The sequence below is a fragment of the Akkermansiaceae bacterium genome (genome assembly GCA_019634595.1).
Lineage (GTDB): Bacteria > Verrucomicrobiota > Verrucomicrobiia > Verrucomicrobiales > Akkermansiaceae > Luteolibacter.
The window spans coordinates 73,920-99,886 of record JAHCBC010000003.1; the positions used below are offsets into that span (position 1 = coordinate 73,920).

28 protein-coding genes are annotated in these 25,967 nt (G+C 63.5%); 16 read left to right on the forward strand and 12 right to left on the reverse strand.

Annotated elements, in window-relative coordinates; translation table 11 throughout:
• Positions 1 to 558: 558 nt before the first annotated feature.
• Both KF712_10955 and KF712_10960 read right to left on the reverse strand, forming a co-directional pair.
• The gene (locus KF712_10955; protein MBX3741502.1) at positions 559 to 1,263 is read right to left on the reverse strand and encodes a ThuA domain-containing protein; all 705 of its coding nucleotides are present in this window, start codon (positions 1,261 to 1,263) and stop codon (positions 559 to 561) included.
• A gap of 187 nt (positions 1,264 to 1,450) precedes the next feature.
• Positions 1,451 to 2,143 (reverse strand): epoxyqueuosine reductase QueH, encoded by a 693-nt coding sequence (locus KF712_10960; GenBank protein MBX3741503.1) that lies wholly within the window; start codon positions 2,141 to 2,143, stop codon positions 1,451 to 1,453.
• Positions 2,144 to 2,371: 228 nt separating this feature from the next.
• Here KF712_10960 and KF712_10965 point away from each other — a divergent pair, with 228 nt between their 5' ends.
• From KF712_10965 to KF712_10975, 3 genes are all read left to right on the forward strand, one after another.
• Positions 2,372 to 2,710 (forward strand): hypothetical protein, encoded by a 339-nt coding sequence (locus tag KF712_10965; protein MBX3741504.1) that lies wholly within the window; start codon positions 2,372 to 2,374, stop codon positions 2,708 to 2,710.
• Between the two features lie 194 nt (positions 2,711 to 2,904).
• The gene (locus KF712_10970) at positions 2,905 to 4,947 is read left to right on the forward strand and encodes a TonB-dependent receptor (protein MBX3741505.1); all 2,043 of its coding nucleotides are present in this window, start codon (positions 2,905 to 2,907) and stop codon (positions 4,945 to 4,947) included.
• A gap of 139 nt (positions 4,948 to 5,086) precedes the next feature.
• Entirely contained in the window at positions 5,087 to 5,446 is a 360-nt protein-coding gene (locus KF712_10975) for a peptide chain release factor-like protein (GenBank protein ID MBX3741506.1), read from the forward strand.
• A 281-nt stretch (positions 5,447 to 5,727) separates the two neighbouring features.
• On the opposite strand, the gene KF712_10980 is transcribed toward KF712_10975, so the two are convergent.
• On the reverse strand, positions 5,728 to 6,072 hold the full coding sequence (locus KF712_10980) for a hypothetical protein (GenBank protein MBX3741507.1): 345 nt from the start codon (positions 6,070 to 6,072) through the stop codon (positions 5,728 to 5,730).
• 263 nt (positions 6,073 to 6,335) lie between these two features.
• On the opposite strand from KF712_10980, the gene KF712_10985 reads away from it, so the two are divergent.
• From KF712_10985 to KF712_11010, 6 genes are all read left to right on the forward strand, one after another.
• Complete coding sequence (locus KF712_10985) at positions 6,336 to 7,289, forward strand: AEC family transporter (protein MBX3741508.1); 954 nt, start codon at positions 6,336 to 6,338, stop codon at positions 7,287 to 7,289.
• A gap of 26 nt (positions 7,290 to 7,315) precedes the next feature.
• Positions 7,316 to 8,335, forward strand: a complete 1,020-nt coding sequence (locus KF712_10990) for a zinc-binding alcohol dehydrogenase family protein (protein ID MBX3741509.1) — start codon at positions 7,316 to 7,318, stop codon at positions 8,333 to 8,335.
• A 4-nt stretch (positions 8,336 to 8,339) separates the two neighbouring features.
• Positions 8,340 to 8,759 carry a secondary thiamine-phosphate synthase enzyme YjbQ gene (locus tag KF712_10995; GenBank protein ID MBX3741510.1) on the forward strand — a complete coding sequence of 140 codons (420 nt, stop codon included), beginning with the start codon at positions 8,340 to 8,342 and terminating at the stop codon, positions 8,757 to 8,759.
• A gap of 41 nt (positions 8,760 to 8,800) precedes the next feature.
• On the forward strand, positions 8,801 to 9,328 hold the full coding sequence (locus KF712_11000) for a hypothetical protein (protein ID MBX3741511.1): 528 nt from the start codon (positions 8,801 to 8,803) through the stop codon (positions 9,326 to 9,328).
• A 262-nt stretch (positions 9,329 to 9,590) separates the two neighbouring features.
• Positions 9,591 to 10,430, forward strand: a complete 840-nt coding sequence (gene nadC, locus KF712_11005) for a carboxylating nicotinate-nucleotide diphosphorylase (protein ID MBX3741512.1) — start codon at positions 9,591 to 9,593, stop codon at positions 10,428 to 10,430.
• 1 nt (position 10,431) lies between these two features.
• Positions 10,432 to 11,199: a biotin--[acetyl-CoA-carboxylase] ligase gene (locus KF712_11010; GenBank protein ID MBX3741513.1), complete on the forward strand. Its 768-nt coding sequence runs from the start codon at positions 10,432 to 10,434 to the stop codon at positions 11,197 to 11,199.
• An 8-nt stretch (positions 11,200 to 11,207) separates the two neighbouring features.
• Here KF712_11010 and KF712_11015 read toward each other — a convergent pair whose 3' ends face one another.
• The 5 genes from KF712_11015 to KF712_11035 all read right to left on the reverse strand — a co-directional run bounded on the left by KF712_11015 (position 11,208) and on the right by KF712_11035 (position 14,011).
• Positions 11,208 to 11,951, reverse strand: coding sequence for a DUF2071 domain-containing protein (locus KF712_11015; GenBank protein MBX3741514.1), 744 nt, complete (start codon positions 11,949 to 11,951; stop codon positions 11,208 to 11,210).
• A 15-nt stretch (positions 11,952 to 11,966) separates the two neighbouring features.
• A complete protein-coding gene (locus KF712_11020; protein MBX3741515.1) occupies positions 11,967 to 12,152 on the reverse strand; it encodes a hypothetical protein in 186 nt (61 codons plus the stop codon).
• A 6-nt stretch (positions 12,153 to 12,158) separates the two neighbouring features.
• The gene (locus tag KF712_11025; GenBank protein ID MBX3741516.1) at positions 12,159 to 12,620 is read right to left on the reverse strand and encodes a GNAT family N-acetyltransferase; all 462 of its coding nucleotides are present in this window, start codon (positions 12,618 to 12,620) and stop codon (positions 12,159 to 12,161) included.
• A 133-nt stretch (positions 12,621 to 12,753) separates the two neighbouring features.
• On the reverse strand, positions 12,754 to 13,530 hold the full coding sequence (locus KF712_11030) for an SDR family oxidoreductase (protein ID MBX3741517.1): 777 nt from the start codon (positions 13,528 to 13,530) through the stop codon (positions 12,754 to 12,756).
• 49 nt (positions 13,531 to 13,579) lie between these two features.
• A complete protein-coding gene (locus KF712_11035; protein ID MBX3741518.1) occupies positions 13,580 to 14,011 on the reverse strand; it encodes a hypothetical protein in 432 nt (143 codons plus the stop codon).
• A gap of 899 nt (positions 14,012 to 14,910) precedes the next feature.
• Here KF712_11035 and KF712_11040 point away from each other — a divergent pair.
• The gene (locus KF712_11040) at positions 14,911 to 15,291 is read left to right on the forward strand and encodes a hypothetical protein (protein MBX3741519.1); all 381 of its coding nucleotides are present in this window, start codon (positions 14,911 to 14,913) and stop codon (positions 15,289 to 15,291) included.
• Between the two features lie 37 nt (positions 15,292 to 15,328).
• Here KF712_11040 and mrdA read toward each other — a convergent pair whose 3' ends face one another.
• Positions 15,329 to 17,398, reverse strand: a complete 2,070-nt coding sequence (gene mrdA, locus KF712_11045; GenBank protein MBX3741520.1) for a penicillin-binding protein 2 — start codon at positions 17,396 to 17,398, stop codon at positions 15,329 to 15,331.
• Between the two features lie 212 nt (positions 17,399 to 17,610).
• On the opposite strand from mrdA, the gene KF712_11050 reads away from it, so the two are divergent.
• The 5 genes from KF712_11050 (at position 17,611) to KF712_11070 (ending at position 22,534) form a co-directional block, all read left to right on the forward strand.
• The gene (locus KF712_11050) at positions 17,611 to 18,864 is read left to right on the forward strand and encodes a M48 family metallopeptidase (GenBank protein MBX3741521.1); all 1,254 of its coding nucleotides are present in this window, start codon (positions 17,611 to 17,613) and stop codon (positions 18,862 to 18,864) included.
• Positions 18,865 to 19,185: 321 nt separating this feature from the next.
• The gene (locus KF712_11055; protein MBX3741522.1) at positions 19,186 to 20,166 is read left to right on the forward strand and encodes an aldo/keto reductase; all 981 of its coding nucleotides are present in this window, start codon (positions 19,186 to 19,188) and stop codon (positions 20,164 to 20,166) included.
• Positions 20,167 to 20,207: 41 nt separating this feature from the next.
• Positions 20,208 to 20,720, forward strand: coding sequence for a hypothetical protein (locus KF712_11060; protein ID MBX3741523.1), 513 nt, complete (start codon positions 20,208 to 20,210; stop codon positions 20,718 to 20,720).
• Positions 20,721 to 20,861: 141 nt separating this feature from the next.
• Positions 20,862 to 21,428, forward strand: a complete 567-nt coding sequence (locus KF712_11065; GenBank protein MBX3741524.1) for an elongation factor P — start codon at positions 20,862 to 20,864, stop codon at positions 21,426 to 21,428.
• Between the two features lie 152 nt (positions 21,429 to 21,580).
• The gene (locus tag KF712_11070; protein MBX3741525.1) at positions 21,581 to 22,534 is read left to right on the forward strand and encodes a LysM peptidoglycan-binding domain-containing protein; all 954 of its coding nucleotides are present in this window, start codon (positions 21,581 to 21,583) and stop codon (positions 22,532 to 22,534) included.
• Between the two features lie 102 nt (positions 22,535 to 22,636).
• On the opposite strand, the gene KF712_11075 is transcribed toward KF712_11070, so the two are convergent.
• Genes KF712_11075 through KF712_11085 form a run of 3 tightly spaced genes read right to left on the reverse strand, consistent with a single transcriptional unit; the run spans position 22,637 to position 25,187 of the window.
• Positions 22,637 to 23,485, reverse strand: coding sequence for a folate-binding protein YgfZ (locus tag KF712_11075; protein ID MBX3741526.1), 849 nt, complete (start codon positions 23,483 to 23,485; stop codon positions 22,637 to 22,639).
• Complete coding sequence (locus tag KF712_11080; GenBank protein ID MBX3741527.1) at positions 23,482 to 24,333, reverse strand: NAD(P)-dependent oxidoreductase; 852 nt, start codon at positions 24,331 to 24,333, stop codon at positions 23,482 to 23,484. Before KF712_11080 ends, KF712_11075 begins: the two co-directional genes overlap by 4 nt.
• A gap of 5 nt (positions 24,334 to 24,338) precedes the next feature.
• Positions 24,339 to 25,187: a hypothetical protein gene (locus tag KF712_11085; protein ID MBX3741528.1), complete on the reverse strand. Its 849-nt coding sequence runs from the start codon at positions 25,185 to 25,187 to the stop codon at positions 24,339 to 24,341.
• A 429-nt stretch (positions 25,188 to 25,616) separates the two neighbouring features.
• Here KF712_11085 and KF712_11090 point away from each other — a divergent pair, with 429 nt between their 5' ends.
• Positions 25,617 to 25,964 carry a histidine triad nucleotide-binding protein gene (locus tag KF712_11090; protein MBX3741529.1) on the forward strand — a complete coding sequence of 116 codons (348 nt, stop codon included), beginning with the start codon at positions 25,617 to 25,619 and terminating at the stop codon, positions 25,962 to 25,964.
• Positions 25,965 to 25,967: the final 3 nt, after the last annotated feature.

Consider the following 25,967-nt stretch of genomic DNA (forward strand, 5'->3'; position numbering starts at 1 on the left):
CATCATCTTTTGAGAAGAACGCCGGTCACCCGACCGGCGTTTTTTTTGTGGGGGACGCCCGTCCCGCCGATACGGCCTGCAACGGGGTAGCGAACCTCGTGAGAGGTTCGGCTGGAGGGAAGCCTACCAGGAACCGGAGCTGGTCTGCTAGATGATGGCCCACCGCATCACTCATCCGATCCGCCGAACCGATAATGCGCCGTCCACCCCGGCCCTTTCGGAGAAAGCGCCTCCTTTCCCATCGGCTCCGCCGATGGGTGTGTGGAGAACATCCCCGACCCAGTGCTCCGCGCGCGGCGCGGTACGGAATGACCTTTCTCCGGAAGGTCTGGGGTGACACCCGTTACACCTATCTGGACTGCAAGGGGGTATCGAACCTCGTGAGAGGTTCGGCTGGAGGGAAGCCTACCAGGAACCGGAGCTGGTCTGCTAGATGATGGCTCACCGCATCACTCATTCGATCCGCCGAACCGGTAATGCGCCGTCCACCCCGGCCCTTTCGGAGAAAGCGCCTCCTTTCCCATCGGCTCCGCCGATGGGAGAAGATGCCTCCGTTTCTCACTTCTCCGCTGCCCACGCCACCGCATTGGCGAGGAATTGCCGGAACTCCGGCTTCGTGAAATCCGACTGCACGCCCAGGGAGGTGTAAAACACCTTCCCGCCCGCATGCTTGCGCGTCCACGCCACCGGCTGGCTCTGACCGGATGCGTTCTTCGCCGTCAGCAGCACCGTCACATCGTCCGCGAGCTTCTCGTTCTTGTAGAGTTTTCCATCCGTTCCGAACGGCTGCACGCCCTTGAAAACGGGATGGCCTTCCTGCCCGGCGTTCCTGGAAAGTTCCGCAGCCTCGTTCTCCTTGTAGTGGCCGTCATAGCTGCCGCCCAGCACCTCTTTGTCAAAGGCCTTCACATCCGGCACCCAGTTCTGGATGCCATGGCTGGCCGTGCGGATGCCGACGACCGGCTTGCCCGCATCCACATGCTTGCGCACCAGTTCCATCTGGTCGGCGGGAAGAACGATGCGGCGGGTGAAAAGCACCAGCACGTCGGACTCCGCCAGTTTCTCCAGCCCCGGAACACCATTCCCCTTGTCCTCGCCGAAGGCGCGGAAGCAGATCATCCCGCTCTTCTCCAGATCCTCCTGCAGCTTTGCCAGCGAATCATGCGAGGCATACTCCGCGGACGCGGAAACCAGACAGACCTTCGTCTGTGCGAAAACCATCAGCGGCAGGGCCCATAACAGAAGCAGGAGTTTTTTCATCATGCTCCGTTACCATCCGGACGCGGGCTTTCTTTCTTGGCGGCAGGGATGCGATTCCATGGCGCCCGGTTGGGTGGATAATCCATGATCCCACGGGGCCGCTCTTGTTCCAACACATCCAGATGATCCGGCATCGGAGGATGAAGGGGACCTTCCGCCACCGGACCGCATGGAATGCGGTCCCTGCCTTTCAAGCTTCCCCATTCACCTCATTCAACGCGGCCTCCACCACGGCGGAGTCCTTTTCTCCGTAGAACTTCACCCCACGGACGATCTTCGGCCGCCCCTTGGAGACATGCCAGGCGTTGGTATCCCGCAGGGAGTAGATGCAGCCGCAGTATTCCTGCTGGTAGAAATGCTCGCGTTTGGAAATCTCGATCATCCGCGCGGAACCGCCGCCTTTCCGCCAGTTGTGCTTCCAGTAGGTGATCCCGGGGTACTTCGCCGCGGACCGCTCACCGGACTCATTGATCTGTTCCATGCTCTTCCAGCGGGAGATGCCCAGGCAGCTCGTGATCAGCGGAAAGCCATTCTCATAGGCATACAGCGCCGTCCGTTCGAACCGCATGTCGAAACACATCGAGCAGCGCGCGCCGCGCTCCGGATCCATCTCCATGCCCTTCGCCCGCGCGAACCAGTTGTCCGTGTCATAGTCGCAATCGACAAAGGGAATCCCGTGCGTCTCGGCGAAGCGGATGTTCTCCGCCTTCCGCAGCTCATACTCCGTGCGCGGATGGATGTTCGGATTGTAGAAATAAATCGTGTAGTCGATCCCGGAGGCGGTCATCGCCTCCATCACCTCACCGGAGCAGGGTGCGCAGCAGGAATGCAGCAGCACCTTCTTGTGGCCGCCGGGTGTCTCCAGACAAGGCCGGCCGGCCATCGTGTCGTCGGGAAAAGGCTCGCTCATGGAGCCGAGTGTCCCGCACCTTCCTGTTTCCGTCAATCCCGGCTGGAAACGGGTGATTTTCCCCTTGCCGACCTCTCACCCCGTCCGTAGAAACCTCCCGTCCTTGCGCTTCCTAAATCGGTAAATCCACTGAAGAAGCCTTTCCAATTCCTGCTTGTCCTGCTCGGCTGCCTCCATCTGGCGGGCGGACCTTATTCGATCATGCAATGTTATGCATGGATCGGTATGCTTGTGAGCTACTCCCAGCAGGATGGTCTCATGCAGGCCGCGAAAGACACCTTCAGCGGTGAAAAGCCGTGCGACCTCTGCTGCAAGATCGCGGAGGCGAAAAAGTCCGAGCCGGAGAAAAAGGATCCTGTCGCTCCCCTGCCCAGCGTTTCCTCCGGCAAGATCGTCCAGGATATGCTGCCGTCGAAAGACATGGCGCTGGCACCTCCGCCGGTGACCGATCTTCCCCCCGTTGCATTCCCCGGCGTGGCTGTTCCCGCCGATTCCCTCCGGGCGTCTCCGCCCGTTCCGCCGCCGTGTCTGGCCGCGTGAGGCGGACATTTCCGTCCGCTGACTGATCCCTAGATACCGGCATGCCTGTTGGGCGCGCCGCCAAACCTTTCCGGTCTGCACGCCGTTTCAAAACCGGTCGCGCAAGGACAAAGGCCGGACCTTCCGCCGGATCACGCCCAAACACGTGCCTCCGGCGGGAGGAATCCCCTCCCATCTTTCCCAAAATCATCTCCGTGAAACTCATTTCCTATCTGCTCACCGCCAGCACCACGGCGGCCATCGCCCAAACCGAACTCGAAACCCTGACCGTCGAGGCGGCCCGGGAGAGAGCCTCCAAGACCGTCCCCACCGTGGCCGAAAGCAAGGTGGAGCTCTCCAAGACCGCGGGCGGAACCGAGGTCGTCGATTCCGAGCGCTATCTCACCGGCCGGGCCAGCACGCTGGCGGATACCTTCGCCCTTTCCCCCGGTGTTTTCGCCCAACCGCGCTTCGGCTCGGATGAAGCCCGGCTTTCCATCCGTGGCTCCGGCCTCCAGCGGACCTTCCATGGCCGCGGCATCCGCGTCCTCCAGGACGGCGTCCCGGTCAACCTGGCCGACGGCGGCTTTGACATGCAGTCGCTGGAACCGTCCGCCTCGCGCTACATCAACGTCTGGCGCGGGGGCAACGCCCTCGCCTACGGCGGCTCCACCCTCGGCGGAGCCATCGACTATGTGTCCCGTAATGGACGCACGGACCCCGGCGGGTTCGCACGCCTCGAGGCCGGATCATGGAACTACTTCCGCGGCACACTCGCCGGAGGCTTCTCCAACGATGCGACCGATGCCTACTCCTCCTTCACCTGGCAGTCGCAGGACGGCTTCCGCGACCATGCGGAGCAGAACAACCAGCGGCTGTTCAGCAACATCGGCTGGAACATTTCCGATGGCATCGAGTCCCGCCTCTACATCACCGGCGTCCTGACGGATTCGCAGATCCCCGGCAGCCTCAGCAAGGCCCAGCTCAAGGACGACCCGCGCGACGCGAACCCCACCAACGCGACCGGCGACTACCACCGCGACTTCGAACTCTACCGCATCGCCAGCAAGACCACCTTCACCAACGGCGACAACCAATGGGACCTCACCGCATCATGGACCTACAAGGACCTCAACCATCCGATCTTCCAGGTGATCGACCAGCGCTCCAATGACGCGCTGCTCGGCGTGACCTTCACCAACACGTCCGACCTGTTCTCCCATGAAAACCAGGTCCGCGCCGGGGTCTTCCTCACCCGCGGGGTGACGCATGCCGCGCAGTTCCAGAACCTCAACGGCACGCGCGGCACCCTGCTTTCCGACAGCGACCAGATCGCGACCAACCTCGAAGCGTTCGTGGAGAACCAGTTCACCATCGGCAACGGTTTCACCGCCATCCTGGGTGCCAGCGCGGCCCACAACCGCCGCGAGATCGAGCGCCAGTTCGCCGGACCGCCCGACTACACCTACGAATACAACGAATTCGCCCCGAAGATCGGCCTCCGCTATGACGCGGAGAACTACCAGGTCTATGCCAACGTGAGCGGCAGCTATGAGCCGCCATCCTTCAGCGAGACCTACACCGCGAACACCGCCCGCGACGCGCAGACCGCCACCAGCTTCGAGCTGGGCACCCGCGGCTCATGGGGCTTCTTCCGCTGGGACGCCACCGCCTACCACGCGGAAATCGAGGACGAACTCCTGACCGTCATCGATCCGTCGACCGGGCTGAGCACCACGACGAACGCGGACCGCACCACCCACTCCGGCCTGGAGATCGGCACCGAGATCGACCTGCTCGGCAACGACTGGAATGACGATCCCGCGCACCGCCTCGTCTTCCGCACCGCATGGACCTACGGCCGGTTCGAGTTCGACCGGCACACCACCGCGGCCTACGACTACTCCGGCAACAAGATCGCCGGACTGCCGCCGCACCTCATCCGCGGCGAGCTCCTCTGGCAGAACGACCAGGGTTGGTATGCCGGACCGACGTTCGAGTGGGTGCCGGTGAAGTCCTACGTGGATCACCGCAACACGCTGTCCGCGGATCCCTACGCGTTGGTGGGCTTCAAGTTCGGCCGCCGCCAGGAGCAAGGGCTTTCCTGGTTCATCGAGGCCCGGAACCTCACCGACGAGCGCTACGCCGCCACCCATGACGTCGTTGACAACGCCCTCACCGTCGTGCCGCAACCCGCCCGCGTCTTCCTCCCCGGAGATGGCCGCAGCGTCTTCGGCGGCCTCGAGTGGCGCTGGTGATCCCCATCGGAAAAGTCCATCCCCCAAATCCTGGAAACGCCGGCACCACGCCGGCGTTTCCTTTTTCCATCCCCCGTGCCATCCTGCCTCCGTGCAGTCACCCGTCTCCCCTGAAAAGCAAACCGCCCTGGAACAGCGGATGGCCGCGCTCGGCATCACGGAGGACAACCTCCTTGAAAAATTCGTCCGCGGCTCCGGCGCGGGCGGGCAGAAAATCAACAAGACCTCCAACTGTGTTTTCCTGAAACACCTGCCGACCGGCGTGGCCATCAAGTGCCAGATCGACCGCTCCCGCGAAATGAACCGCTTCCTCGCCCGCCGCGAGCTGTGCGAACAACTGGAGATGATCCGCGATGGCAAGGCCGTGGCGAAGACCCAGGCCATCGAAAAGATGCGCCGTCAGAAACGCCAGCGTTCCAGACGTTCCAAACAACGCTCCGTCGCGGACAAGCGGATCCTCTCGCAGAAGAAGTCCATGCGGCGTCCGCCGTCCGACTGATTCCACCGTATGGCAGGGACGCCATTCCATGGCGTCCGGCGGGGGGCGGCGGAAAACTCCCCTGATGCCCGGACGACCACTACACCTCCCGTAGGTCGTTGGTGGGATGTTGCGGCAGGATGGAGCCGGAGGATTCGGAGCGCTCTCCACCGCCTGACCGCATGGAATGCGGTCCCTGCCATGCAGCGGCAGTCCACCGCTCCGATGGAAGGACCCTGAATGAGGAAAAGCCCGGAGGATCTCTCCCCCGGGCTTCGCCAGCCAATGTCCCTTGTCTCCTGTCAGAATCTCACGCTGATATACACGCCGTTGCCCCTGTAGGTGGCAGGATACCAGTAGCCGCCGTTGGCATAGTAGTAGCGGTGTCCGCCGCGATAGACCGTGCGGTAGCCGCGCGGCAGGTGGCTGATGTAGCGGTAGTCCACATAGCCGGCCGGTGGATAGCTGCCGTACCAACCCGGACGGGACCAACCACGATGGACCGGACGGTGGACGTAGCGGGGAACCGGACGGTGATAGCCGCGGTCATAGTGATGGCGGTGGTGGTGATGGCCACCATGGTAGCCATGGCCGTGATGGTGGTGGTGGCCACCCCTGCGGCCATCGCCGGGGCGTGCTTCAGCCATGGGCAGCGCCAACACGGCGGCCAGACCAGCGAAGACCAAAATCTTGGGAAGCCTGGTGAGCCTGTGAAGGAAGCCTTGTTTTGGAGTCGGATTCGTTTTCATAGGATGGTTTCTTGTCACCCGGTAAGACCCGATCCATCGCCGGGGTATTCAAAGAAATTCACCCACCACATCACAAGTTACCGGCCATCAGACAATTACGACGTTGATTTTTCTTCTGAATCTGGACTTGTGCGGAATCCCGGCTCCCCGACACTTCGCGCGTGATCTCTCCCGGTGCCGTCATCATCTCCGTGCTGCCGGTGTATCTCCTCATCTTCACGGGAGCGCTACTGCGCAAGGGCGGCATCCTGAAGGCGGAGCATGACGACGGCGTGATGCGCGTGATCTACAACGTGCTCTATCCCTGCTTCATCCTCGACAAGATCCTCGGCCATGAGGTGCTGCGCAGCGGCCCGACCATCGCCTGGGGCATGGGCCTGGGTTTCACCATCCCGCTGCTGGGCGTGGGTCTGGGCTGGTGTGTGGCCCGCCTTTTCGGACTCCAGCGCGGCACGGGCCTGCGGACCTTCGCCATCGCGTCCGGCATCCAGAACTTCGGCTTCACCGCCATCCCGGTCGTGCAGATCCTGTGGGGTGGCGGCGCGCTGGCCGTGATGTTCATCCACAACATCGGCGTGGAGATCGCCATCTGGACGGTCTGTGTGATGATCATGAGCGGCGACCGCGGCTTCACGCTGAAGAAGCTGCTCAATGGCCCCGTGGTCGCCGTGGCCACCGGCCTGCTGCTGGTGGCGCTGGGCCTGGATACGAAGATCACCGGCCCTGCACGGGAGGCGATGGCGATGCTGGGCATCGGCAGCTTCCCGCTGGCCATCCTCATCACGGGAGCTTCCATGGCGGACCTCATCGCCAGCGAGCGGCCTTCGGTGAAAATGATCACCGCTTCCGTGGTGGTGAGGATCATCCTCTCCCCACTGCTCATCCTCGCGGCGGCGAAGTTCCTGCCCATCCCGCCGGAGCTGCGCCAGGTGCTGGTGGTCCAGGCCGCCATGCCCGCCGCCCTCAGCACGGTCCTGCTGGCGCGCCTCTACAACGGCAGGCCTGCGGTCGCCGTCCAGGTCATCATCGCCACCACCATCGTCAGCATCGGTTCGCTCCCTTGGATCATCACGTGGGGCAGCCAGTGGGTGGGGCTGAAACCTTTGTTGCCATAGGAGGACTCCGGCTTGAAGATCCGCGCATGAGAGCCATCGGCGCACGCCAGTACCTGCCCGCATCCGATCCCCTTTCCCTGGTCGAGTTCGAGACCGCGAAGCCCATGCCGGGACCACTCGACCTGTTGGTGAAAATCTCCGCCGTGGGCGTGAACCCGGTGGACACCAAGGTGCGCAAACTCATCGGCGACGGACCTCTCGATGCGCCGAAGATCCTCGGCTGGGATGCCGCCGGAACGGTGGAGGCGGTGGGGCCGCTGGTGACGGACTTTTCCCCGGGCGACGAAGTGTTCTACGCGGGGGATGTCACCCGCCCGGGGTCAAATGCGGAGTATCAGCTCGTTGACCAACGCATCGCCGCGAAGAAGCCCGCGACCTTCAGCTTCGCCCAGGCCGCCGCCCTGCCGCTCGTCTCCATCACGGCATGGGAACTGTTGTTCGAGCGGATGGGCGTCGACCCGGATGGGAAGGACGCGGGCAAAGCGCTGCTGATCATCAACGGAGCGGGTGGAGTCGGTTCCGCGATGATCCCCCTCGCCAAGCGTGCGGGCCTCATCGCCCATGCGACCGCCTCCCGCCCGGAGACGCATGAGTGGTGCCTGAAACTGGGTGCCGACCACATCCTCAACCACCGTGAGCCGCTCCGCCCGCAGGCGGAGGAAGCCGGTGTGACGGAGTATCCCTTCATCGCGAATCTTTTCGACACGGACGGCTACTGGCAGATCACCGCCGATCTCCTGGCCCCGCTCGGCGCGCTCGGCCTCATCGTGGAAAACCAGCACCCGATCCAGATCGGAAATCCTTTCCGCCTCAAGAGTCCGCGCATCGTATGGGAATACATGTTCTCCCGCCCGAAGTTCCAGACTCCTGACATGAAACGGCAGGGCGAAATCCTCGCCACCATCGCCGCGCTCGCGGACGCGGGCCGATTTCCGGACCTCGCCAACAGGATCTTCGGCCGCATCACCCCGGAGGCCCTCCGTGAGGCCCATGCCGCCATGGAGTCCGGGACCGCCGTCGGAAAGTGGGTGCTCGAAAATTTCTGAAACCATGGCCGCCCACACCGATCGGTTCACCCTCACCACGCGTGGCAAAGGCACCGTGGAGATCACCGCGCAGGTGGAGGACATCGTCGCGGCTTCCGGCATCCGGAACGGCACGGTCACCGTCTTCGTCAGGCATACCAGCGCCAGTCTGGTCATCATGGAGAACGCCGACCCCAGCGCCCGCAGGGATCTGGAGAAATTCTTCGACCATCTGGTGCCGGAGAACACCCCCTGGTTCATCCACACCGCGGAGGGACCGGATGACATGCCCAGCCACATCCGGATGGCGCTCACCCGCACCAGCGAGGTCATCCCCATCATGGATGGCAGGATGGTTCTCGGCACCTGGCAGGGCATCTTTCTCTTTGAGCACCGCCGCGCGCCCCACCGCCGTGAGATCGCCGTCGCCGTGGTGGGTGAGTGATGATTTCCGCAAAGAAACACGATACCCAAGCGTTCCAACCGATGATGAAAAGCACGCTCCTGCCATCCGCCGCCCTGCTCGCCCTGTATTCGTGCGCTCCGGTCCGCACCTCCCCCGGCGTCCCTGGGGTGGACATGGTGGCCGGTGTCCTCGCCGGGGATCTGGTGGACTGGAACACCTACGCATCGAAAGATCCCGCCCGCATTTCCGTCCCCATCCTGCACGCCCCCGACCTGGAGGCGAAACATGGGAAACCGGAGTACATCGTCATGAAAGACGGCAGCTACGCCGCCACCCACCGACTCCCCGGCGACCGCTACTTCACCATCGTCGGCACGCCCCGCCCCCCGCGGAAGTTCGCCTACGGCCCGCATGGCACCCTCACGCTGCTGGGCCGGAAAATCGGCTACCAGACGACCGGCAACGAGGACCCCGAAATCACCTCCAACGCCACCGTCTTCACCGCACCGGACGGCAGGTCCGCCACCTACGTGATCATCCATGGCGGACGGACAGACAGCGTGGGGGGGAAATCCCTTTCCGGCAACCTGCCCCGGCTTTCCTGGTAAGGACTGGCAGGGACCGCATTCCATGCGGTCCGGCTGGGGGCGGCGGACGAAACCCGCCATGCCGGATCGCATGGTGGCACCCTCCGCAGGTGATAAGGTGGCCCGATGTGGCAGGATGGAATCAGGGGATGGCGGCGGCTTTCCCCCGCCTGACCGCATGGAATGCGGTCCCTGCCACCAAATCCGGAAGAGTGCCCGCTCCAAGCTTTTCCGGACATTCACCTTGGACGGCGGCGGGGTGCAGTCTAGCATCCACGCCAGCATGTCCCAGACACTCATTGATCTCGCCCTGGCCGAGGATATCGGCGCGGGTGATGTCACCTCCCTCTATTTCATCCCTGAAGACCGGAAAGCGCGCGCCTTCGTCGCCGTGAGAAAGGACGGCGTGGTCTCCGGGGTGGAAACCGCGGCCCGCGTCTTCGCCACGGTGGATCCATCCCTCCAGGTGGAGATCCTCATCAACGACGGGAGCAAGGTCGCCGCCGGTGCCCTGCTCATCCGCGTGGAAGGCTCCGCCCGCTCCATCCTCACCGCGGAAAGGACCGCGCTCAATTTCCTCCAGCGGCTCAGCGGTGTCGCCACCATGACCGCCCGCTATGTCGAAGAGGTCCGCGGCACGAATGCCCGCATCCTGGACACGCGGAAGACCACTCCCGGCTTCCGCCTGCTGGAGAAGAAGGCCGTCGCGGACGGCGGCGGCACCAACCACCGGATCGGCCTTTATGACCGCGCGATGGTGAAGGACAACCACCTCGTCGCGGAAGGCGGGCCTGCTGTCATCCAGGCCGCCATTTACAAACTCCGCAAGGAACGGCCCGGCGTTGAGGTGGAACTGGAGGCGGACAGCCTGGAGCAGGTCCGCACTTTCCTTTCCATGGACGGCGTGGACCACATCCTGCTGGACAACATGACCCTGGCCCAACTGCGCGAGGCCGTGGAGGCACGTGGTGAAAGCCACAAGCCGTTCCTGGAAGCAAGCGGTGGCGTCACCCTGACCACCCTGCGGGAGATCGCGGAAACGGGCGTCGATTTCATCTCTGTCGGAGCCATCACCCACTCCGCACCGTCGCTCGACATCGGCCTCGATTTCACACCCGTCTGACGTGGACGAGTTCTCCGCCATCGCGCCGGATCTACCGGAGCCTTTCCGTCTGTTGATCAAGCAGACCGTTGACTCCACGAACGATGAAGTCCGCCGCCTTGCGGAACAGGGCATGCCGGAGGGCCTGGTCGTCATCACCGACCGCCAGACCCAGGGCCGTGGCAGGCGGGGTGCCGCATGGTTTTCCCCTCCCGGGGAGTCGCTGGCGTTTTCCGTGCTGCTCCGCCCGGACGCACCGAAGGCGCTGTGGCCGCGGCTCGCGCTGGTGACCGGCCTTGCCGTGGCGGAAGCACTGGAGGAATCCATCCCGCTTGTCGGCATCAAGTGGCCGAACGATGTCTGGGCCGGGGGAAAGAAAATAGCGGGCATCCTGGTGGAAGCAGGCAGGGACTTTGTGGTCGTGGGCATCGGTCTGAACGTGAACACCCTCACGTTTCCCGATGAGGTTTCCGCGATCGCCACCTCGCTGGCGCTGGAGGCAGGTGGCGAGGTGTCCCGTGCGGAGGTCCTTGCCGCCATCATCCGCCGCCTTTCGCTCCGCCGCCACCAGATCGGCACGGAATTTCCGGAAGCCATCAACTCCATCCGCCTCCGCTGTGTGCTGACCGGCCAGGAAGTATCCCTCACCGCCGCGTCCGGCCCCCTGTCCGGAACGGTTGAAGGCATCTCACCGCAGGGCGAGCTGCTGCTGCGCACGTCCGATGGCTTACAGCCTCTACTGCAAGCGGACGAGGTGAGGATCACCGGAAGCGGGAAGTCGCCTTTTTGAGAGGCCCGCTATGCCACGCCGCGCAGCGGGAACACCGCCACATCCACCGCTTCCGCGATGAGCATGGAATCCGGCGGGCGTCCGGGATCCGCGAAGCCATTCAGGCGCAGCGGCTCCGTGGACCATTCCAGGCAGCTTGCGGGGGCGATCCGGTAGGGAGAATGGTTCACCTGCCCGGTGAAAATCCGTCCGGCACGGCTCGTTGAAAAAAGCAGATACCGCTCCACCAGGAACCACTCCAGCGTGCCCGGCTCCGCAGGACGGACGTCCCCACCGGACGCGTAGTTGAACTCCGCGCATTTCCCCGTGGTTCTCCTGCGCCTTGACCGGTAGTGCACGCCGCCACCCACCCTCTCCGCACGCATCGCCGCGTGCTGGTAGGGCAGATGGAAGAATTTGCGCGCGAATTCGACCGCGAGCGGTTGGTTGCAGTCGAGGGAGAAAAACCACACGCCCGGCCGCCCGTGCTCATCATGCACGTAGGTGCGCACGTTCAGCTCCAGGAACCACGACAGCCAGGGCACGGCGGGAAGCCCCACGGGACGGATGCGCTCCATGAAAAACGGCACCACACCGATCCATGCCTCCCCGCCATAGGTATCGACATGCAGTCCGTCCGGCAGACGCCGCCGGATCTCCGAAGGGTCGATCTTCCAGTGGAGGAACAGCAGGTCCGACCAACGCTGGTACATCACAGGCCGGCCCGCCGGACGCTTCCGCATCTCCAGCCGCAGGTCATCCGTTGGACGCACGGGGTCCACCGGCCGTCAACTTTCTCCCCCGCCCTCTTCCTTCGCGGAGTCCACGGTGATCTCGTCGGCCTCGCGGCTCCTCCTCGCGGCATTCCGGAAGATGGTGAAAAGGATCAGAGCGATCACCGCGAACGCGGACAACAGCATCACGAGCATGGTGAGGGCAAAGGCGTCGCCTTCCGCTGTCGGTCCCGGAGGCATGGCGGATCAGTCGATGATCCGCCGCATGGGGATCATGTTGGAATACTCGAAGCCGTTCTTCGCGAAGAACTCCTGGGACTCCTCGCTGATCTTGTCCGTCAGCAGCGTGATACGCTTGAAATTCTTCTGCTTGGCGAATTCCACCACGTGCTGGAGGAGCATCCTGCCGTAGCCCTGGCCGCGGTGGTCCGGATGGACGATGACGTCCTCCATCAGGATGACGAAGCCGCCCCGTGCGGTGGAGATGGTGAACAGCAGGTTCACCATGCCGAAAATGCGGTGGTTGTTCCGCAGGACGAAGATGCGTCCGCGGCTCGGTTGTTCCAGGATCAACTGCAGGCCCCTCTCCTGGACATCATGGTCGGGAGCGAAATCCTTCGACTTTGAAAACAACTCCATCACCAGCTCCACAAGGGCCGGCAGATCCTCGATGGTCGCGGATTCCACCCTTGGCGGATCCTCGTCCATCGACTCCCTGGCGTCTTTCATCGCTGCCTCCACGGGCCGAAGCTGGCACGATCAGGGGTCGGGATCACGACATTTTCCCGATTCGGGGAAAATTCCGCCGAATTTCCGGTTCCGCGGAATTTCAACCCGGCGTTCAGGACCTGCGGGGCCGCGTTCCCAGGATCAACCGGAGCAGGACCAGAGGAACAGCGGAAATCAACACGGCGGCAGCGGCCACCTGCCAGCCGGGATAGACCCTGGCCTTGTCCGCATCCAGTGCGGCGATCGACTCCGCGACCACCTGTTCCTTGTCCACGTAGAACCATTCCCTGCCAGGCATGTCCGCACTTCCGCCACTCTGGCGGGCGACCTCACCGAACTCGGTGTGAACCGGCCCCGGGCAGACCGCCAGCACGGAAATCCCGTGATCCCGCACCTCGATCCTGAGGGCTTCGGAAAAGCTGGTGACATACGCCTTGGTCGCGGCATAGACGGCGAAGTCCGGGATGGGCAGCAGGCTGGCCAGCGAACTGACGTTCACCACCGCACCATAGCCCCGCTTCATCATCTGCGGCAGCAGGGCGTGGGTCAGGTGGGTCAGCGCGGTGATGTTGAGCTGCAGCATCGCATCGAGCTTCCCCCAGTCCGCATTTGAGAATTCACCGTAGTCCCCCATCCCCGCGTTGTTGACCAGCAGGTCCGGGATGAAACCGCGCTGTTCCAGCAGATCGACAAGCTGCTCCCGGTGGGATGGCAGCGTCAGGTCCGCCGAAAAAACCGCGACGGCGACATGAGGGAAACTCTCCCGCAAACGATCCGCGATGGTGGCGAGCCGCTCCTCCCGCCGCGCCACCAGGACCATCTTGTGGACCCGGGGCGCAAGCTGGAAGGCGAACTCCTCACCGAGGCCCGCGGAGGCCCCGGTGATCAGGGCGCATGAATAATGGTCAGACATGGCACCCAATGAATTGTCCGGACGATCAGGCAAGCTGGGCTTCGCCGTTCGCGCCTTGGTTCACAAGGAGGACGCGGAGAGGCAGGCGGACGAGCACTTCGCCGTCGCAGCCGATGTCGATGGAGTAGATGCCGGCTTCCGGGAAACGGAGGCCCTGGAGGTTCATGACGATGTTGCGGGTCAGGAAGGGGACATTCTTCGGGAGCTGGACCTCGAACTCGGGCTCGATCGGCATGTTGTTCGGGTCGAGGGAATCACCATCCTCATTGATGATGTTGATCGAAAGCTTGTGGCGGCCCGCATCTTCGGGAGTGAAGCAGAAGCGGAGCGCGAGCGCGCAGGAAGGATGCACGACCGGCACGGCACGGGCCGCGAGGGTGTCGAAAGTTCCCGAGATCACGAGCTTGCCGTTATAATCCGCAGCGAAGTCGCAGAGGGTGGCGATTTGGATGTCCATATTGATTGTATAATTGGGATTCCCGCACGCGGCAAACCGCTGGAGGGGTCACCTGTCTGAAGGGATCAGGCGGCGGCGTCCAGCCGAAAGAACGGGACCGGATGATGGTATAACCGCCCCACATGACTTGTCCACCCCCGCCCGGAACCGCCTGCCGGGGAGGTAAGCGGAACCTATTTCAGGGCTTTCCTTTTTCCCCGGACCAGAGAAGATCCCGCCGGTTGAAACCAGAGGACTACAGGGCCATTCACGCGGAACTCCCGGAACTCTACCGGCTGCGCGACGCCGCCGCCCTGCCCGCCGTGATGCTGGAGGCCGTCCGCCGCCTGATCCCCTGCCTGTTCTGCACCTACAACCAGGTCAGCCACCGCACCGGGGCGCTGGTGGCCGCCTACCACCCGACCGGCTGGCAGCCACGCATGGAGGCGATCATGCCGCAGATGGCACCGCACATCGGCAGCCATCCGGTCTATCGCAACGTGTATGACAACGGCGACGGCAGCCCGCATTTCGTCTCCGACTTCACCAGTGAGGCGGAGTGGCGCATCACGCCATTCGCCACCGCGCTGGAGACCATCGGTGTCCGGGACAGCCTCATCTTCTGCCTGCACACCTCCCGTCAGGAGTTGATATTCATCGCGTTGAACCGGGGTGAGCGCTCCTTCACCGAAGATGACCGCGAGATCGCCGCCTACCTGCGGCCTCACCTCACCGCCGCCTTTGAAAACGCCGTCGCCTTCACGGAGGCACAGGCGCTGGCCCTGCTCTCCGCCCGCGCGATCGAGCAATCTTCCCAAGGGGTCGCGCTGGTGGACCGGCACGGGAACATCCTCCACATCAACGCCCCCGCAAGCGACCTGCTCCGGCGGTTTTTCCCACAGGATTCATCCTGGAAAGCGATGCTGCCCCAGTCGCTGAAGACTTGGTGGGGACGGCAGGTGGCCCCTGGTCCCCTGCCTGCGGAACCCATGCAGGTGGAACTCGGTGGTGCCCGGCTTTCCATCCGCTCCGCCACCCTGGGAGATGACCGTTTCATCATCCTCTTCCAGGAAAGCGATCCGCACGGGAAAACCCGGAGGCTGCAGACCCTCGGCCTCAGCAGCCGCGAGGCCGAAGTCCTGCTCTGGGTGAGCGAAGGCAAAAGCAATGATGAAATCGGCACGATCCTCGGCATCAGCTCCCGTACCGTTGCGAAGCACCTCGAACAGATTTTCAGGAAGATCAATGTCGAGACCCGCGTCGCCGCTGCCCTGCGCGCGAAGGAGATCTGCCCGGGCTAGGCGGAGGTGAGGCGGGTATGTTCACCGCCCCAGCCGCTCACTCGATCACACCAGCGTCATCCACTTCCTCATCCTCTCCCACGGGGAGGGCGCGGATGGGCATGTCTTCCGGGGCTTCCTCCATCTCTTCCTCCACGATCACGGCGCGCCGCGGTTCCTCCACCAGCGTGCCGTCCGGGTTGATCAGCGGAGTTTCCTGGCCCTCGGTATTCCCCGGGGTGTCCATGGCTTCGTCCGACTCCTCGATGACAAGGAGCGCCTTCTTCGGCGGAGCGATGATGTCCTTGATGTCATCTTTGATGGGTTCAAAAAAGTTCCTCACCATCGGGGCGGCCATCCTGCCACCGGACACCACTTCGTTAGGACGGCCTTCGTAGAGGACCGCGAACGCATACCGTGGATTGTCGAACGGGAGAAATCCCGCGAACCAGGCGAGCCGCTGGTTCTTGGAAGGCGGACCCCACTGGGCGGTGCCGGTCTTCCCGCAGAGCGTGGTGTAGCTGAGGCCCGCGCTGCGGCCGGTGCCGTAGCCGGAGTTCACCACATCCCGCATGCCTTCGCGGACGATCTCAACCGCCTCCGGTTTCGTCCCCAACCAGTTGCGCCGCTCCGGCAGGGTGGCGCGCACCACTTTGCCCCGGGTGTCCTGCACCTGGCTGACCAACTGGAGCTTCGGCAGCACGCCGCCGTTGGCGATGCCTGCCATCGCCTGCGCGACCTGCAGCGGGGACGCCAGCAGGTCTCCCTGGCCGATCGACATGTTCGCCGTGTCACCGTCCAGGATCCTGCGCTTGTGGACCCGCATCATGTATTGGTCGTTCGGCACGATTCCCTCCGCCTCACCGATGAGGGGAAGGCCGGTTTTCGATCCCATGCCCAGCCGTCTGGCGATGTCCAGGAAAGCGGTGGGTCCCACATCCACACCCACCTGATAGAACCACGGGTTGGTGGAGCGGGCGATGGCACGTTTCACGTTGATGGAGCCTTCCGCCTTGCGGTTGTGGTTCCACATCGTGTGGTTGCCGAAGGTGATCGAGGCGGGGCAATAGATGGTCGAGTTCTCCGTCACCACGCCGTTGTCGAGTGCGGCGAGGGCCACCAGCGGCTTGAAGGTGGAGGCGGGCGGGTAGAGGGACTTGAACGCACGGCCATAGAGCGGCGCGGACGGATCATTCTCCAGCGCCTCGTAGTCCGTTTTGCTGATGCCCGGGATGAACGTGTTGAGATCGAACGAAGGGCGGGACGCCATCACCAGCACCTCCCCCGTCACCACGTCCAGCACCACCAGCGCGCCGCGCCGGCAGCCTTTCCGCAGCACTTCTTCGGCAAGCCTCTGCCACTTCAGGTTCAGCGTGGTGACCACCGTGCCGCCCGGCTTCGGCCGCCCGATCTGTTCTTCCTGCAGCTTCGCCCCGCTCTCGTCAAAGAGCAGCTTCTTCATCGCGGGCTCACCCGTCAGTTCCTTTTCGAAAAGTTTCTCCAGCCCGTCACGGCCTTCGCTTTCCTCCCACAGGGGCTCGTTGAAATTGATCGGCCCCGTCGGCAGTTTGCCCACACTGCCGGTGTAGCCGACGATGTGCGCCGCGGAATCCCCGCCGGGATAGTGGCGGCGGTACACCGCCTGCAGCGTCAGACCCGCCGTCAGCTTCGGCTCCAGCGCCTTCGCTTCCTTCGCGCTCATCTGGCCGGAAACCAGCAACGGCAGCCAGCGGCGGTGGCGGTAGTGGTCATACAGCTCCGCGTCGGTCTTCGTGATGGTATTCTTGACCAGCCCATGGAGGGCGTCCAGACGCTGGCGGCCCCAGTTCACGACGAAATCCTGGTCCGCCACCTCGAACTGCTTGTACTGCAGCGCGACCTGGTAGGCCACCTCGTTCTGGGCGAAGGGATTTCCCTCCCGGTCCACGATCTGGCCACGCGGAGCGGGGATCTTGAGCGTGATGGTCCTGGCATCCTTCCGCGACTGGATGGAACCCTCGCTCGCGGATTTGCCGCCCGGAGGTGCGATGCCCGCCAGTTCCTTCGAAGCGAGATCCTGTGCCGGAAGCAGCGGCCCGCTGGTGATGGCGGCGGCCAGCAGTCCGTGGAATGAGCGGAATTTCAACATGGTCGGGTGAGGAAGCATGGAACAATTCGCGCGGGGCCGCAATGCCCAATCCCAGCCGGGGATCTCCCCATTTCCGGGCGGTTCCGTGGTGTTTTTCACCATCCTCCGGTGCAGGAAATGGGACCGGGATCACCGCGTCCCTCCCGCGCCAAAGCACCGCTGGCGGCACTCCCACCCTTGCGGCACCCGGCAGCGCGTGCATCATCGCGCCAATGACCGACTGGAATTTTCTCACGATCACGATCATGATCGCCCTCTTCGCCCTCTGGAAGTTGGAATTCGCGGCGACCATCCTGAACCTGAAATCATTCCCATCAAAGGTTCCCGCCGATCTGGAAGGGGTGATGGACTCCGGCAAGCTGGAAAATGCCCGCGCATACCTGATTGCGAACTCCCGCTTCCATCTGGTCGAATCCATGGCCTCGCTGGTCGTGCTGCTCGTCTTCTGGCTGGCAGGAGGCTTCAACTGGCTGGACGAAGTGGCCCGCTCCATGGGCGGCAACGAGGTGGTCACCGGACTCATTTTCCTGTCCCTGCTCATGCTCGGCCAGTCGCTGGCCTCCCTGCCCTTCCAGATCTACGGCACCTTCGTGATCGAGCAGAAATTCGGCTTCAACCGTTCCACCCCCGCCGTGTTCCTCATGGACCGGCTGAAAGGGCTGCTGCTCGCCGTGGTGCTGGGCCTGCCCATCGGCGCGGCGGTGTTGTGGATCTTCGGCAACGTGCCGCACGCCTGGCTGTGGGCCTGGGCCATCGTCACGGCTTTCCAGCTCCTGCTCACCTACCTGGCCCCGTCCCTCATCATGCCGCTGTTCAACAAGTTCACCCCCATGCCGGAGGGTGAAACGAAGCAGGCCATCGAAGCCCTCGGCGACAAGTGCGGGTTCCCACTGGACGGCGTCTTCGTGATGGACGGTTCCAAGCGCTCCACCAAGGCGAACGCCTTTTTCACCGGACTGGGCAAGCGGAAGAAGATCGCACTGTTCGATACTTTGATGGAGAAACATTCCGAGCCGGAACTGCTTTCCGTGCTCGCCCATGAGATCGGCCATTTCCGCTGCGGACATATCAAGCAGCGGCTGGTGGTCGGCATCCTCCAGATGGCGGTCATTTTTTTCCTGCTGGGCCTCGCCACGGATCCGACGGGGAAATTCTCCCGCCTTCTTTTCGACGCGTTCGGGGTTGAGCGGATCTCGCCGCATGTGGGTTTGGTCCTGTTCGGCATCCTGCTGGAGCCCGTCTCGAAGCTCCTCTCCGTCTTCGCCAACGCATGGTCACGGAAGCATGAGTTCGAGGCGGACGCGTATGCGAAAAAAGTCACCGGCGACCACCACCCCCTGGAAGAAGCGCTGAAGAAACTCTCCGCCGACCATCTTTCCCATCCCACCCCCGCCCCGCTCCGGGTCTGGCTGGACTACTCCCATCCACCGCTGCTCACCCGCCTGGCCGCGATGCGGAGGGCGTAACGCCGCAACCGTAAGGAGGGAGGACACTCTTGTCCTCCGGCTGCAACCGGAACGCATAGGAAAGGGAATTTCAGGACCATTCCGCTTTTCACTTCATTCGCCAATGCCGCCGGAGGACAAGAGTGTCCTCCCTCCTTACCCGGCTGCAATGGGAACCCATGGCTGAGGCATCGCGGGGACAGATCCAGCTTCCACGCCAGTCGGCAATGCCGTTTAGGCCCAGGATTGCTCACCCTACCCGGCACCATCTATTTCTTGGCACGCCCTCCGTCCCCATCCAGACTCCGCGCCATGTTCGACCCGAATCGCTACGATGGCCGCATGCCCTACAACCGTTGCGGAAAGTCCGGTCTGTTGCTGCCGGCCATTTCGCTCGGTTTCTGGCACAACTTCGGCCACGTGGATGATTTCGAGGAAGCCCGCCGCATGATGCGCCGCGCCTTCGACCGGGGCGTCACCCATTTCGATCTGGCCAACAACTACGGCCCGCCCGCCGGCTCCGCGGAAGAAAACGTCGGCCGCATCCTGGTGGAGGATTTCATCGCCCACCGGGATGAACTCATCATCTCCACCAAGGCGGGCCACCACATGTGGCACGGCCCCTACGGCGAGTGGGGTTCACGCAAGCATCTGCTGTCCTCGCTCGACCAGTCGCTCAAGCGCCTGCGGCTGAACTACGTGGACATCTTCTACTCCCACCGTCCGGACCCGGACACCCCGCTGGAGGAAACGATGTCCGCGCTGGCCACCGCCGTGCATTCCGGCAAGGCGCTCTACGCCGGCATCTCGAAATACCCGCTCAAGAAGCTGAAGAAGGCCGTGAAGATCCTCAAGAAGATGGGCATCCGCACCTTGGTCTATCAGCCGCCGTATTCCATCCTCAACCGCTGGCCGGAATCCGAGGGCATCCTCGACTGGCTGCTGGAGGAGGGGATCGGCTGTGTGGTCTTCAGCCCGCTCGCCCAGGGCATGCTGACGCCGAAGTATTACGACGGCATCCCGGAAGGCTCCCGCGCCGCCCGGGCGGAGGGCTTTCTCCAGAGTTCCCAGGTGGAGGCCCAGCAGGAAAAAATCCGCGCGTTGGGCGACCTCGCCGCCGCACAGGGCACGCCGCTCCACCACCTGGCCATCCAGTGGACGCTGCGGAACAAGGCGGTCACCTCCTCCATCATCGGTGCACGGACCGTCGCCCAGCTCGATGACTGCCTCGATGCGCTGCAATCCACGCCGCCCGATGATGCGGCGCTGGAACAGATCGACGCCATCAGCCCCTGCGAACGGGGCCGCCAGGCGGAGGGTTGAACTTTCCGTTTCCACTCCATCAATCCATGCTTTCTTCCACCATGACCTGGAACGACCAATTTCTCGCCCTCTTCGACCGCAGTGTGGCCACCTACCGCGGCGGCAACACCGACTTCGGAACCTACTACTCCCCGGAGGACCTCGCTTTCCTCTCCTCCTTCGGCTACAAGCCCCGGGAGTTCTTCGACTTCGTGGAGGACTTCTGCGAGGAAGGTGAGCCGAGCGCTTCCGACGCGCTCCTCATCGCCGCGGCCCGCCGTGATTATTTCCTGACCGTCCAGAATGGCGGCTCCAGCGACCAGGTGCTCACCCGCGACAATGTTCCCGGCTTCGGCGACGAACTGGAGGGCATGACCTATTTCCCCCGCATCCTGGCGAAAGCGCAGGCAAAACTCCGCGGCGAACTGGACCCTGACCTGATGTTCTCCTGTGGCGGTGACCGCAACTTCCTCCAGAAACACGGTGGCATCCACCCGGCGGACTTCCTCCGCCATGTCTGGGCGGAGGGCGACGAGCCCGCGAAACTCGCGGCCTGGGTGAAGGCACAGGGCTGACAGGTGGCGGCGGTTTCCAACCGCCAAACCGATACCCGGAGGTCCGGAAAAAGACTGGAAAGCCGCATGGCGGTTGGAAGCCGCCGCCACATTCGGCTTGCGCTGGCGGGCCTCCCCGCCTAATCCCTCCAGCCCGAAACCATGCCAAGCGTACCCGCCATCAACCTCCGCAAAGGACACGCCGTCCGCCACAACAACGAGGTCTGCCTCGTCACCGAGACCGAGCTGAAGACGCCTCCGCGCATGGCTTCCTACGTGCAGATGTCCATCCGCAGCGTGGCCACCAAAAAGGTGTTCAACCTCCGCATGACCTCGAACGACTCCCTCGAGGGCGTCGTCCTGGAGCGCACCCCGCACGAATATTCCTACAAGGACAGCAGCGGCTACCACTTCCTCGACCCCAACACCTACGAAGACGCCATCGTTTTCGAAGACCTCATCGAAGGCGTGAAGGACTACCTCATCGAAGGCCAGTCCTACACCCTCCTCATCGCTGACGGCTCCGTGGTTTCGGTCGAACTACCGCTTTCCATGGTCATGACCGTCGCCGAGTCCTCCGAAGGCGTGAAGGGCGACTCCGCCAACAACGTGTACAAGCCAGCCACCATGGAAACCGGCCTGGTCGTCCAGGTACCCCTCTTCATCAACGTCGGCGAGCGCATCAACGTGAAGACCGAAGACAACAGCTACCAAGGCCGCGCGAACTGATTTCCCGAATAAATTCCGGGATCATCCCGTCCATAAAGGCAACCCTTCACCGGGTTGCCTTTTTTTATCCGCATCAGTCAATTTTGAAAATTTAGTTAACTTTCATTAAATTAATCTTGCGGACCGGGTTCAAATTTGAAAAACATCCAATCATGAAAACCACGCTGTGGCTCACCACTTTCACGATGCTCGCCGCCTCCCCCCTCGGGTTTTCCAACACGGAACTGGAGAAGCTCCGCGCCTTGGTAACCGAGCAGGACCGCCAGATCCGCCAGCTTGAGGAGGAGAACACGAAACTCCGTCACATGGAGGAGGAGAACATCAAGCTCCGTGCCCATAAGGCCGGGAACGTCAACCCTGCCGTCACCAACGCGGCTCCCGCGAAAAACGCCACCACCCCGGCCGCTGCAGGCTCCGCCGTGCACACCGTGAAAGCCGGTGACACGCTGGTCAAAATCAGCCGCAAGGCGGGGACGACCCCGGAGGCGCTCGCCCGGCTCAACGGGATCAAGGATCCTTCCAAGCTGAGGATCGGCCAGAAACTCAAGCTCCCCGGCTCCCACGCGGCCAACACCGGCGCGACCGCCGCGGCTCCCGCTCCCGCTCCCGCTCCCGCCAACCGAGGGGACACCTACGTGGTCCGCGACGGTGACACCTTCTACAGCATCGCCCGCAAGCACAAGGTCTCCGCGGAGTCCCTCATCGCCGCGAACCCGGACATCAAGCCATCCGCCATGCGGGCAGGCCAGCTCGTCCGCCTGCAGGGGAAACCCGCCGCCGCTCCGGTCGCAAAGGCGTCCCAGCTCCCGGCGGAGAAACCCGCCGCCAGCAAGCCGGCGCCTGACATCATGCCGGTGGCCAACCACCCCGCCACCCCGGCTGCCCCCTCTCCCGCTGCAGTTCCTGACAGCCCAGCCCCTGTCAGTCAGGAACCAGCGAAAGGCTCCATCAAATCCGTCATCATCGACGGTGAGATGACCTACGGGGAATTCGCCGCCAAACACGGCACGCAGATCGACCGGTTGAATGAACTCAACGGACTCGACCTGTTGCAGAACACCGTTCTGGCCAAAGGTTCGGAACTCTACGTGAACGCCCAGCCATAAGCACACGCCGGACCCTTTGGTCCTCCCACGGAACGAAGAAAGCCCGCCGGAGCATGGCTCCCGGCGGGCTTTGTCTTTCCGCCCCGGACGGGGCATGATCCATCACCGCAGGCTGACGGGATGGAGATCGCCGTGCGACCTCACTTGCAGCCCGTCACGGTCCGCGGTGCGCTTGAGATAGCCCAGCAGGTTGCGCGGACCGTCATCGGCGATGGGAGCGACGCTGGTGATGGCGCCGCATTCGTCGCCTTCCTCCGAAACCAGGATGTCACCCGGCTCGACGGGGACGTTCCCGGCGGTTGCCAGCCGGACGAGGTTGCGGTTCACCTTTCCGGCGGTTTTCACGCGGGAGATGACCTCCTGACCGATGTAGCAACCCTTGTGATAGGAAATATCCGTGGCTTCGAGGGCGGCTTCCGGTGGCAGCATGCCCTCCACCAGTTCACTGCCCCAGGCGGGCACACCATTCGCGACCCGGAAAGTTTCCAGTTCATCGGCGGAGATCGCCTGAAGCGTGGCCGGGAATTCGATGGGATAGTCCACCGGCACCCATAGGTCGATGCCCTCCACACCGTAGCGGTTCGCCCTGCGGGCGAGCGAGTGACCGGCGGACGGGGCCGGAGCCCCGACAAGGTGGTAGAGTTGGTATTCCCCCGAGTTGTCCGTGACCTCCACATCATCCGCGATGAGGTATTTCGTCAGGCGGGCCTCCAGTTCCTCGGCGGTGCCGACGGGGGCGGTGATCCAGATGACCCCCTCCTTCATCGCCGTGATATGGACGCGGTGCTGGAGCCTGCCCTTCGCGTCGGTGATGCAAGAGGGCAGCGCCACATCCGGCGTCGCCAGCTTCACATCCTGGGTCATCTGGCCGTTGAGGAAGCGCACGGCATCCGGCCCGCGGAACTCAAGGATGGCGGGATAGCCCAGATCAACACGGAAAGAGCGGCTCATGGATCAGGATGAAGATAAGGTTTCGCCAGCGCGGAGAAATCCAGATCCGCGAGGCCGTCGTCACAAAGCTCCCTCATGCGGCCGGAGACGGCGCGGATGGCGGGGGCGTTCAGCCCGGCCTGCTCCGCCAGCGTCACGGCATAGCTGCTGTCCTTCCACATGTTCGCCATGGAGAAGTGGGTGTCGAAATCCCCCGTCGCCATGCCCGGCAGCTTCATGGCGCTGAGACCGGAGGCATGCGCGTTGAGCGCCACGGCCCGCTGGAAGTCCTCCGCGAAGACGCCATGTTTCACGGAGATGGCCAGTGCCTCCGCGAGCGCCTGCACCGTGCAGGCGGAGATGAGGTTCGTCGCCAGCTTCACCACGGTGGCGGAGCCGATGCCACCGCAGGGCAGCAGGGACTTCGCCGTGACCATGAGGTACGGCTCCACCTCCGCCACCAGCGCGGGGTCCCCGCCGGTGTAGTAGACGAGCTGGCCGCCTGCTGACGCATTCTTGCTCCCGGTGAACGGGGTATCGAGAAACCGGGCACCGCGTTCCGCGCAGCGCTCCGCCAGCCATCCGGTGGTCTCCAGATCCACCGTCGCGTGGTTCAGCACGATCTGTCCTTCCTTGAGGCAAGGGGAAATGCGCTCCATCACACCGCGCACGGCGGCGCGGTCCTTCAGGTAGATGGAGATCACCTGCGCGCCGTCGATCGCTTCCTCCGGGGTGGCCGCCTCATCCGGCAGGCCTTTCGGCGTGCGGTTCCACGCCTTCACCCGCCAACCCGCTTCGCGGAGCCTGGCCAAGGCGCGGGAGCCGATGATCCCCAGCCCCAGCACCGCCGCCCTCTGGATGTCGGGCATGCTGCTCATTTCTGCCGTTGCAGTGCCAGTTCCGCCAGCTTCGCCGCCTGTTTCCGGATCTCCGAGATCTGTTCCTTCGCCGGTTCCTTGCCATCCTCGATGACCATGGCATGGCGCAGGCCGGAAAGGATGTCCCGCATCTGGGTATAGTTGGGCCGCTCCGAAATGCGTGGTTCCAGACCGGCGACGGACTCCGTGTAGTAGTCCGCGATGTCCTCACGCATGACCTTCCGCGCGCGTTCCGGGGAAAACTGCTTGTCCACGGCGACGGTGGAAACCTCCAGCGCGCGGATCCAACCTCCCAGGGAGATGAGATGGGCCAGGTCCGCATCACGCAGGGTGATGAGTTCCCGCACGACATCCCGCTGGGTGGAGGCCAGCTCCTTCTTGAGCTGCTCCACTTCCTGCTTCTTCGAGCTTTCCAGCAAGCTGGCCGCGTGGCTGTTCACGCGGTCGCCCACGCCGAGCGCCTTGCCATAGCGGGTGAGGTCGGCGGCCAGCGCCTCCACCTTCTCCATCTGGCCGGCCTGCACGACCAGGAAACCATCCGCGATGAGGAATCCCAGCTCCATCGCCAGGTCGGCCCGTTCCCTCGGGGTGGAGGGTGGATATTTCCGCTCCGTCTCCACCACGGGCAGCGGCATCAGGAACTGGAGGGTATCGAAAAGTTTCGCAATGGATGGCGCGGTGAATTCGTTCACCGCCAGTTCCTCCAGCACGTGCGGATCATCCAGCAGATCCGCCGGAACCCCGCCGGCGGCGGCGTTTTCCGCAGGTGCGGGTGCGGGCGGTTCGTTCTGTGCCACGAGCGGCAGGCAGAGCAGAGCGAAGATGGTCGCGATCCGATGTTTCACAGCGCAAGCGTGGCATCGTCGAGGAGGTTCGGCAACCGGCAAAGTGAGGTTCAAAAACGGCAGGGATGTGATCGTCAGGGCCGATGTGGTGGGCGGAAGTCGTGAGACTTCCGGCTGGGGGAAGCCCATCGGGGATCGGATCCGGTTTGCGAGTGGTGGGTCCACCCCACCGAATTTCTCACGAAATTCGCTACTCAGTCATGGCGACCAAAAGAAAAGCGGCCCGACTGATCATCTCGAAGGAAAAACCCATTAACCCTTGAGCATCTCAGTCGGACCGCCTGTGTCTTGCGACAAACATGGAATAGCACCTGTCGTGCCAACTTCGGAAACGAAACACAGAAACAGATATGTCACTTATCCCCGCGGGTTCCCGGGTGGCTTCTTCCCTCTTGCCGCTCCAGCAGGTTCGTGAGAATCTTCCACCGCATGGCTGATAAGACGTTGTTCCAGAAAATCTGCGACAAGGAGATCCCCGCTGACATCGTCCACGAGGACGACCTCTGCGTCGCCTTCCGGGACATTTCCCCGCAGGCTCCGGTCCACATCCTCATCGTCCCGCGCAAGCCCATCCCGCGGATCGCGGCCGCGACGGCGGAGGACGCCGCCACGCTGGGCCACCTCCTCCTCACCGCCGGAAACATCGCCCGCAGCGAGGGCATCGTGGACACCGGCTTCCGCGTCGCCATCAACAACGGCCCGCACGGTGGTGAAACGGTCCCCCATCTCCATGTCCACCTTCTCGGCGGACGTCCGCTCCAGTGGCCACCCGGCTGAATC

Bases quoted from the DNA above. Each gene is read 5' to 3' on its own strand.
- KF712_10965 (MBX3741504.1), top strand. From the start codon at position 2,372: ATGCAATGTTATGCATGGATCGGTATGCTTGTGAGCTACTCCCAGCAG.
- KF712_10955 (MBX3741502.1), bottom strand. From the start codon at position 1,263: ATGATGAAAAAACTCCTGCTTCTGTTATGGGCCCTGCCGCTGATGGTT.
- KF712_11080 (MBX3741527.1), bottom strand. From the start codon at position 24,333: ATGCCCGACATCCAGAGGGCGGCGGTGCTGGGGCTGGGGATCATCGGC.
- KF712_11075 (MBX3741526.1), bottom strand. From the start codon at position 23,485: ATGAGCCGCTCTTTCCGTGTTGATCTGGGCTATCCCGCCATCCTTGAG.
- KF712_11060 (MBX3741523.1), top strand. From the start codon at position 20,208: ATGACCTGGAACGACCAATTTCTCGCCCTCTTCGACCGCAGTGTGGCC.
- KF712_11090 (MBX3741529.1), top strand. From the start codon at position 25,617: ATGGCTGATAAGACGTTGTTCCAGAAAATCTGCGACAAGGAGATCCCC.
- KF712_10995 (MBX3741510.1), top strand. From the start codon at position 8,340: ATGGCCGCCCACACCGATCGGTTCACCCTCACCACGCGTGGCAAAGGC.
- mrdA (MBX3741520.1), bottom strand. From the start codon at position 17,398: ATGTTGAAATTCCGCTCATTCCACGGACTGCTGGCCGCCGCCATCACC.
- nadC (MBX3741512.1), top strand. From the start codon at position 9,591: ATGTCCCAGACACTCATTGATCTCGCCCTGGCCGAGGATATCGGCGCG.
- KF712_10990 (MBX3741509.1), top strand. From the start codon at position 7,316: ATGAGAGCCATCGGCGCACGCCAGTACCTGCCCGCATCCGATCCCCTT.
- KF712_11000 (MBX3741511.1), top strand. From the start codon at position 8,801: ATGATGAAAAGCACGCTCCTGCCATCCGCCGCCCTGCTCGCCCTGTAT.
- KF712_11055 (MBX3741522.1), top strand. From the start codon at position 19,186: ATGCCCTACAACCGTTGCGGAAAGTCCGGTCTGTTGCTGCCGGCCATT.
- KF712_11065 (MBX3741524.1), top strand. From the start codon at position 20,862: ATGCCAAGCGTACCCGCCATCAACCTCCGCAAAGGACACGCCGTCCGC.
- KF712_11040 (MBX3741519.1), top strand. From the start codon at position 14,911: ATGCTGCCCCAGTCGCTGAAGACTTGGTGGGGACGGCAGGTGGCCCCT.
- KF712_11020 (MBX3741515.1), bottom strand. From the start codon at position 12,152: ATGCCTCCGGGACCGACAGCGGAAGGCGACGCCTTTGCCCTCACCATG.
- KF712_10960 (MBX3741503.1), bottom strand. From the start codon at position 2,143: ATGGCCGGCCGGCCTTGTCTGGAGACACCCGGCGGCCACAAGAAGGTG.
- KF712_10980 (MBX3741507.1), bottom strand. From the start codon at position 6,072: ATGGCTGAAGCACGCCCCGGCGATGGCCGCAGGGGTGGCCACCACCAC.
- KF712_11025 (MBX3741516.1), bottom strand. From the start codon at position 12,620: ATGGACGAGGATCCGCCAAGGGTGGAATCCGCGACCATCGAGGATCTG.
- KF712_11050 (MBX3741521.1), top strand. From the start codon at position 17,611: ATGACCGACTGGAATTTTCTCACGATCACGATCATGATCGCCCTCTTC.
- KF712_11035 (MBX3741518.1), bottom strand. From the start codon at position 14,011: ATGGACATCCAAATCGCCACCCTCTGCGACTTCGCTGCGGATTATAAC.
- KF712_11070 (MBX3741525.1), top strand. From the start codon at position 21,581: ATGAAAACCACGCTGTGGCTCACCACTTTCACGATGCTCGCCGCCTCC.
- KF712_10975 (MBX3741506.1), top strand. From the start codon at position 5,087: ATGGCCGCGCTCGGCATCACGGAGGACAACCTCCTTGAAAAATTCGTC.